Below are 6,197 nucleotides of genomic sequence, written 5' to 3' on the forward strand. Positions count from 1 at the left end.
TGGCCTGCATCCTGCAAAGCCCTGGTCGACATCCCTTCAGGGGATGCGGAACGAGGGAGAGCACGCCATGGTCAGCCTGTCCAGCTACGCCGATGTCGGCAGCATGGCGCAGAGCCTGCAGCAGTCGATCGATGCCGCGGTCAAGCGCGTGCAGCAGCAGGCGGCCGGCAATGGCGGCGCGACCGGCAAGGTCCAGGAGTACGAGCAGACCGTCAACAAGTCGGCGCTGAACGCCGCGCCCTTCGCGACCAGCATCGGCACGCTGGTGAAGGACACGAGCAGACTGAACGTCTTCAGCTCGCTGGCTTCCAACGATCCCGCCGACTTCTATAAATTCACCGTCACCAGCTCCGGCACCCCGACGCTGGGGACGGTGGGGGATGCCGGGGTGCGGCTGCAGCTGATGGACCGTGGCGGCAAGGTCATCGCCGACAGCAACAAGGATGCCGGCGCCACGTATGACGCCTTCCAGAAGCTGAAATCCGGCCAGCTCACGCTGGACAAGGGTGACTACACGCTGCGCATCGCCCGCGACAAGGACGTGCCGGTCAAGGATGCCAAGAGCTACGGCGTCCAACTGCGCATGGGAAATTACAGCAAGGACTACGACACCATCGCCAAGCAGCCGGCCAAGGGCGACAACCCCTTCGGCAACAACACCAAGCTACAGGGGCTGGCCGCGATCCTGGGCGCCGGCAGCGCCTCCATCAATCCCGCCTCGATGATGCTGGGGGGATCCGGTGGCAGCTATGGCGGCCGCGGGTCGCTGCTGAACGCGCTGCTTTAAAAGCGACGCCCAGCCCCGAAGCCGGCCTCAAACCAGCCGGTCGCGCCCCGATTCCTTGACCAGCAGGACCGCCTGGGTGCGGCTGCCGACGCCGAGCGCCTTCAGAACGCCGGTGACGTGGGTCTTCACCGTGGACAGGTTCAGGCCCAGCCTCTCGCCGATCTCCTGGTTCGACAGGCCTTGGGCCAGCAGATCCAGAACCTCCAGCTGCCGGCGGGTCAGCCCGTCGAACACGCTGGGTGCGCCGCCCCGTGCAGGCGCGGCCCCGGCCGCCGCGGGCGCTCCCGGCATGCCCAGAACCGGCGGGACATAGGATCCGCCCGCCATCACCAGCCGCAGGATGTTGACCACCAGCACGTCGTCGGTCGATTTCGGGATGAAGGCGCGCACGCCGCGCGACAGCACCGCGCGCATCTCGTCCGGCGAGTCGATCATGGAGAAGACGGCGACGGGGACCGGCGCCACACGCTTCACCAGCGCCTCGACGTCGTCCAGCCCGCCCAGGCCGGGCATGCGCAAATCCATCACGATCAGGTCGAATGCGATACCGCCCTCGAGCATCGACGCGTCGAGGATGGCGTTCAACTGGCTGAAGCTGGTCGCGGCCACCACGGTGGCCTGTTCGTCCAGTTCACCCACCAGATGGGTCAAGCCGCTGCGGACGATGGAATGATCGTCGGCGATCAGAACCTGCATGTAACGTCTCGGACCGAAGATGCCTCGCGTGCAGCATCGTCATACGCTGACGCAACGGTCAGCGCTACCTCCTTCGCACGTCCGGGCACGGCAATGCCGGGAGGAACCGTAAAGAAAAACGCGGAGGAGGTCATCCGCCCCCTCCCCCGCGTGCAGGTTCGCTGCGATCAGGAGATCTTGATGAGGATCTGGGCGCGCCGGTTCGACGGCTCGCGCACGTTCGGACCGGTGGGGACCATCAGCTGGTTCTCGCCCACGCCTTCGATCGAGATCATGTTGGCCGGCGTGCCGCGCGCGACCAGCGCCTGGCGCACCGCCTCGGCCCGGCGGAGCGAAAGCCGCTGGTTGTAGGTCGGCGAGCCCGAAGTGTCGGTGTGGCCGATCACCTGGATGCGGACGGCACGGGCACGGCTGGCCGCGTCGGCGGCATCGCCGATGATGCTTGCGGAATTCGGCGTGATGGTCGCCTTGTCCCAATCGAAGAACACCTGATACTCGCTCTGCGGCTGGGCGGCCATCGGCGGGGCGGCAGGCGCCGGGGCCGCGACCGGCGTGACGCGCGACGGTCCGCCGAAGGTATAGCGCAGGCCGGCCAGGATGGTGTGGTTGCGGTATTCGCTCTTCGAGGTCACCGGACCCAGTTCGAACTCCGGATCGACGGTGGCGAAGTAACGGTAATCCAGCGTCAGCGCCACATTGTCGTTGATCGCATAGGACGCGCCGACGATGCCCTGATAGGCGAAGACCCAGTCGCGGTCGCTGGCGCCGTTCAGCGTCTTCTTTACCCCGGCGATACCGGCACCGGCGCCGATATAGGGCGTGATCGGCAGGCCGATGTTGAAATCATACAGCAGGTTGCCCATGAAGGCGACCGAACTCGTCTTGCCGCCCAGGCCGTTCAGGCCCGGAGTGGCACTGCTGGTGTCGTCCACGCTGTTGCGCCAACGCCAGGCGGCCTCCAGTTCGGCGCGCAGGCCCATCGCGGTGGCATAGCCGACCGAAATGTCGCCGATGCCGCCGAGCTTGAACTCCTCCTTCAGACCCAGGCCCGGGGCCGGATAGCTGCTGAGGTCGGCATCCTCGGTCCAGTTCACGCCGGCCCCCGCGCCGACGTAGAAGCCTTCCGGCGCGGCAAAGGCGGCAGTCGGAATGGCCAGGGAAGGAACGGCGACGGCCAGTGCCGTGCCCAGCAAAATCCCACGCATCGTCATGTTCTTGTTCCCATCGTTGACGGCGTTGGCGGATCGGGACATCCCGGCCTGCGGCGAAACGCGTGACAGAACGGGCTCCGGCCCCGACAATGGAATCAGCACGCGCGGCTTCCAATCCCGCCCACGCACGGCCGCTTTTTCTGTTGCAGATTTGCCGCAGCGCTCCTGCTGGCATTTCCTTTTGTGATAACAATGAGTTGGATACCCACCCCGATGCCCTCTACCCCGGACGATGCGATCGACTACCCCATCTGCACCACCCCGGATCCCGGGGGCTGGCAGGAGGTGGCGCCGGGCGTGTTGTGGATCCGGCTGTCCCTGCCATTCCAACTCGACCACATCAACACCTGGGCGCTGGACGGCGGAGCGGACGGCTGGACGCTGATCGATTGCGGGCTGGGTGACCGGCACACGCTGGCCCTGTGGGAGGGGTTGCTGCGTGACGCGCTCGGCGGCCGGCCGGTACAGCGGGTGGTCGCCACCCATTTCCATCCCGACCATATCGGTGCCGCCAACTGGCTGGTCGAACGGACCGGTGCGGCCTTCGCCACCTCGCTGACGGAATGGCTGTTCGCCCGCATGCTGTCGGCCGGCAACGATGCCGGCACCGACGCCGCGGTGGAGCGTTTCTACCGCCGGTGCGGGTTGGCGCCGGAGACGCTGGACGCCGTGCTCGCCCGCAAGGGTGCCTACAGCCGCGGTGTCCCCGGCGTGCCGGCGACGCTGACCCGTCTGCGGGCCGGCGACAGACTGCCGGTGGGCGACCGTCTCTGGACCGTGATCGGCGGCAGCGGCCATACGGCCGAGCCGATCAGCCTCTACCGGCCGGGTGATGGCGACGACAATGGCAACGGCTTGGCCCTGGTGATCTCCGGCGACCAGATTCTGCCGCGGATCAGCCCGAACATCAGCGTCTGGCCGACCGAACCGGACGCCGATCCTCTCACCGACTATCTCGCCAGCTTGAAGGATTGGGCCGCTCTGCCGGCCGACACGCTGGTTCTACCCTCACACGGCCGCCCATTCCGCGGCCTGCACCGGCGTGCTGACGATCTGGCCCTCCATCATGCCGAACGGCTGGCAGAGATCGAATCGCTCTGCGCGTCGTCCCGGACGGCGGCGGAGGTGACGCAGGCGCTGTTCCCGCGCCCGCTCGACCCGCACCAGACCGTCTTCGCCGTGGGCGAAGCCGTTGCACACCTCAACCATCTGATCCGCAAGGGGCGACTGGAGCGTGTGTCCGGCGGCAGGACGGTTGGGCCGGACATCGACCTTTACCGGCGGCCTGTCACCGGCTAGCCCTGACGACCCGAGGTGCTTGTCGGACAGGTCGCTACTCGGTGACGATCTCGAACTGCTGGGGGTCGAGCAGGGTCGACACCGACAGGGTCTTCAGTGTCTTCGGGTCGTCGGTTCGCTTCATCTGAGCATGCTGAGTGCCCATGCCGTCCTTGCGGATAGCGACCACTTCCCAATAGCCGCCGCTGGGGGACAGCTTGCGATAAATCTGGCCCTCGATCACCTCGCGCTTCCTGCGCATTGTCGTTCTCCAAAACCCATCCCATACCGGTTGCCGTCACGGCCGCCGCGAAGGGCGCCATTGAACCACAAAACACCCCCGTCGTGGCGAGTGTCCGTTCGGTGACCGTTCACCGATGCCGCAGATGCGCTGTTGCAGTGCAGCACGTCCGGGGCACCCCCGATGACCCTTTGCCGCAGTGCGGTTTCCAGCTGGAACAAAAGTCCCGGTTGTGGGTTCATAGCGGTCATGAACACCGATCTCGACGTGCTTGTCTTCGCGACCCGCCTGGTTGATGAACTGGGCGAAACCGCGATTCGAATGAGCCGCGTTCGTCTTGTCGAACTCACGGCCGCCAACCACACCCGTGCCGCCGCCTTCTGGCGGGAGGTGATGCGGACTTCCGAACGACTGCTGAACGAGCGGTCGGTTCGCCGGGTTGCATCCGGCCTCTCCTCGCCGGCGATTGCCGCGGGGCAACCGTCCGTGTCCCAATCCGTCGCCTATGTTCCCCGACCTATTCCCTGACCCGGCACCAAGGCGGGTCGAATAAAAAAGGGCCGGCATGGAAGTGCCGGCCCCATTCAGCGGAACGCTGATGCGCTTCGCTTACTTCACTTCGGCGTACTGGCCGTTCTGCCACTTGTACCAGACATAGGCCGGGCTGGTGACGTCGCCCTTCGGGTCGAACCCGATCTTGCCGATGACGGTGTTGTAGTTGCCCTTGCGCATGACGTCGGCAACCTTGGCGGCGTCTGTCGAGTTCGCCTGCTTCACTGCGTCGGCCCAGATCTGGAGCGCAGCGTAGGTGTACAGGGTGTAGCCTTCCGGCTCGTAGCCCGCCTTGCGGAACTTCTCCACGACGGCCTTGGCGTCCGGCTTCTCGCGCGGATCCGGACCGAAGGTCATCATGGTGTTCTCGCCGGCGTCGCCGGTGATGGCCCAGTACTCGTTGGTCACCAGCGCGTCACCCGACACGATGATGGCCTTCATGCCCTGGTCCTTCATCTGGCGGGCGATCAGGCCGGCTTCGGTGTGGTAGCCACCGATGTAGACGGCGTCGACGTTCGCCTGCTTCAGCTTCGAGACCAGAGCGGAATAGTCCTTCTCACCGGCCGTGTAGGCTTCGTAGATGGTTTCCTTCTGGCCGCCGGCGTTCAGCGCCTTCTGCGTCTCGTCGGCCAGACCCTTGCCGTAGGCCGACTTGTCGTGAAGGATGGCGACGTTCTTGCCCTTGTACTTGTCCAGCAGATACTTGCCGGCGATCAGGCCCTGCTGGTCGTCACGGCCGCAGACGCGGAAGACGTTCTTCAGGCCCTGCTCGGTCAGCTTCGGGTTGGTCGAAGCCGGGGAGATCTGCAGCATCCCTTCCTCGGCATAGACCTGGCTGGCCGGGATCGACGAACCCGAGCAGAAGTGGCCGGCCACGAACTTCACACCGGCCTTGGCCAGCTGGTTGGCGACGGCGACGGCCTGCTTCGGATCGCAGGCGTCGTCGCCGACTTCCAGCTTCAGCTTCTGGCCCAGGACACCGCCGGCGGCGTTGATGTCCGCGACGGCCTGCTCCATGCCCTTCTTCATCTGCTCGCCGAAGGTGGCGTACTGGCCGGTGATCGGACCGGCGGTGGCCACCGCGATATCGGCCTGGGCGGCCGTGGCGGAGAGCGCGGTCGCCGCGATCGCGGCGAGAAGGGACAGCTTGAATTTCATGGGTGTGCTTCCCTGTTCTGTGAATGGTCCCTGTTGCAACATACCCCCGGCCCTTGCGGGCCTTGCCGCCGGGTCCCCTCCGGCGGTTTCCAGATTACCATACCCCAAGTGGTGCGGTGTGCGACAGTTTCACGGGCACCAATCAGCCGTACGGCTTATTCCTAATGAACTATTTTTTCCTCGGCCATACCCGTCTTCTCCCGCCAGCCGAACGGCCCGGCAGTCTCGTAGAGCCACGGATACTGGTTGACCATGCGGCGGGCGATGGCGATGC

General features: G+C 65.8%; 8 protein-coding genes. 3 read left to right on the forward strand and 5 right to left on the reverse strand.

Annotated elements, in window-relative coordinates:
- The first annotated feature begins 67 nt into the window (after positions 1-67).
- On the forward strand, positions 68-787 hold the full coding sequence (locus tag FZ983_RS31375; protein WP_149228553.1) for a hypothetical protein: 720 nt from the start codon (positions 68-70) through the stop codon (positions 785-787).
- A gap of 27 nt (positions 788-814) precedes the next feature.
- On the opposite strand, the gene FZ983_RS31380 is transcribed toward FZ983_RS31375, so the two are convergent.
- Both FZ983_RS31380 and FZ983_RS31385 read right to left on the reverse strand, forming a co-directional pair.
- On the reverse strand, positions 815-1,483 hold the full coding sequence (locus FZ983_RS31380; RefSeq protein WP_149228555.1) for a response regulator transcription factor: 669 nt from the start codon (positions 1,481-1,483) through the stop codon (positions 815-817).
- A gap of 167 nt (positions 1,484-1,650) precedes the next feature.
- On the reverse strand, positions 1,651-2,694 hold the full coding sequence (locus FZ983_RS31385) for an OmpA family protein (protein WP_149228559.1): 1,044 nt from the start codon (positions 2,692-2,694) through the stop codon (positions 1,651-1,653).
- Positions 2,695-2,907: 213 nt separating this feature from the next.
- Between FZ983_RS31385 and FZ983_RS31390 the strand changes: the two genes are divergently transcribed.
- Positions 2,908-3,993 carry an MBL fold metallo-hydrolase gene (locus FZ983_RS31390; protein WP_149228561.1) on the forward strand — a complete coding sequence of 362 codons (1,086 nt, stop codon included), beginning with the start codon at positions 2,908-2,910 and terminating at the stop codon, positions 3,991-3,993.
- 34 nt (positions 3,994-4,027) lie between these two features.
- On the opposite strand, the gene FZ983_RS31395 is transcribed toward FZ983_RS31390, so the two are convergent.
- Positions 4,028-4,234 (reverse strand): hypothetical protein, encoded by a 207-nt coding sequence (locus FZ983_RS31395; RefSeq protein ID WP_014249984.1) that lies wholly within the window; start codon positions 4,232-4,234, stop codon positions 4,028-4,030.
- Between the two features lie 228 nt (positions 4,235-4,462).
- On the opposite strand from FZ983_RS31395, the gene FZ983_RS31400 reads away from it, so the two are divergent.
- Positions 4,463-4,741, forward strand: a complete 279-nt coding sequence (locus FZ983_RS31400) for a hypothetical protein (protein ID WP_149228563.1) — start codon at positions 4,463-4,465, stop codon at positions 4,739-4,741.
- Between the two features lie 81 nt (positions 4,742-4,822).
- Here the strand turns inward: FZ983_RS31400 and FZ983_RS31405 are convergent, their stop codons facing one another.
- Together FZ983_RS31405 and FZ983_RS35195 are read right to left on the reverse strand one after the other, a co-directional pair.
- Entirely contained in the window at positions 4,823-5,923 is a 1,101-nt protein-coding gene (locus FZ983_RS31405) for a branched-chain amino acid ABC transporter substrate-binding protein (protein ID WP_149228565.1), read from the reverse strand.
- A 161-nt stretch (positions 5,924-6,084) separates the two neighbouring features.
- Positions 6,085-6,195, reverse strand: coding sequence for a DUF6867 family protein (locus tag FZ983_RS35195; RefSeq protein WP_348771089.1), 111 nt, complete (start codon positions 6,193-6,195; stop codon positions 6,085-6,087).
- Between the last annotated feature and the right edge of the window lie 2 nt (positions 6,196-6,197).

It is taken from the genome of Azospirillum sp. B21 (assembly GCF_008364825.1).
In the GTDB taxonomy this organism is placed as follows: Bacteria; Pseudomonadota; Alphaproteobacteria; order Azospirillales; family Azospirillaceae; genus Azospirillum.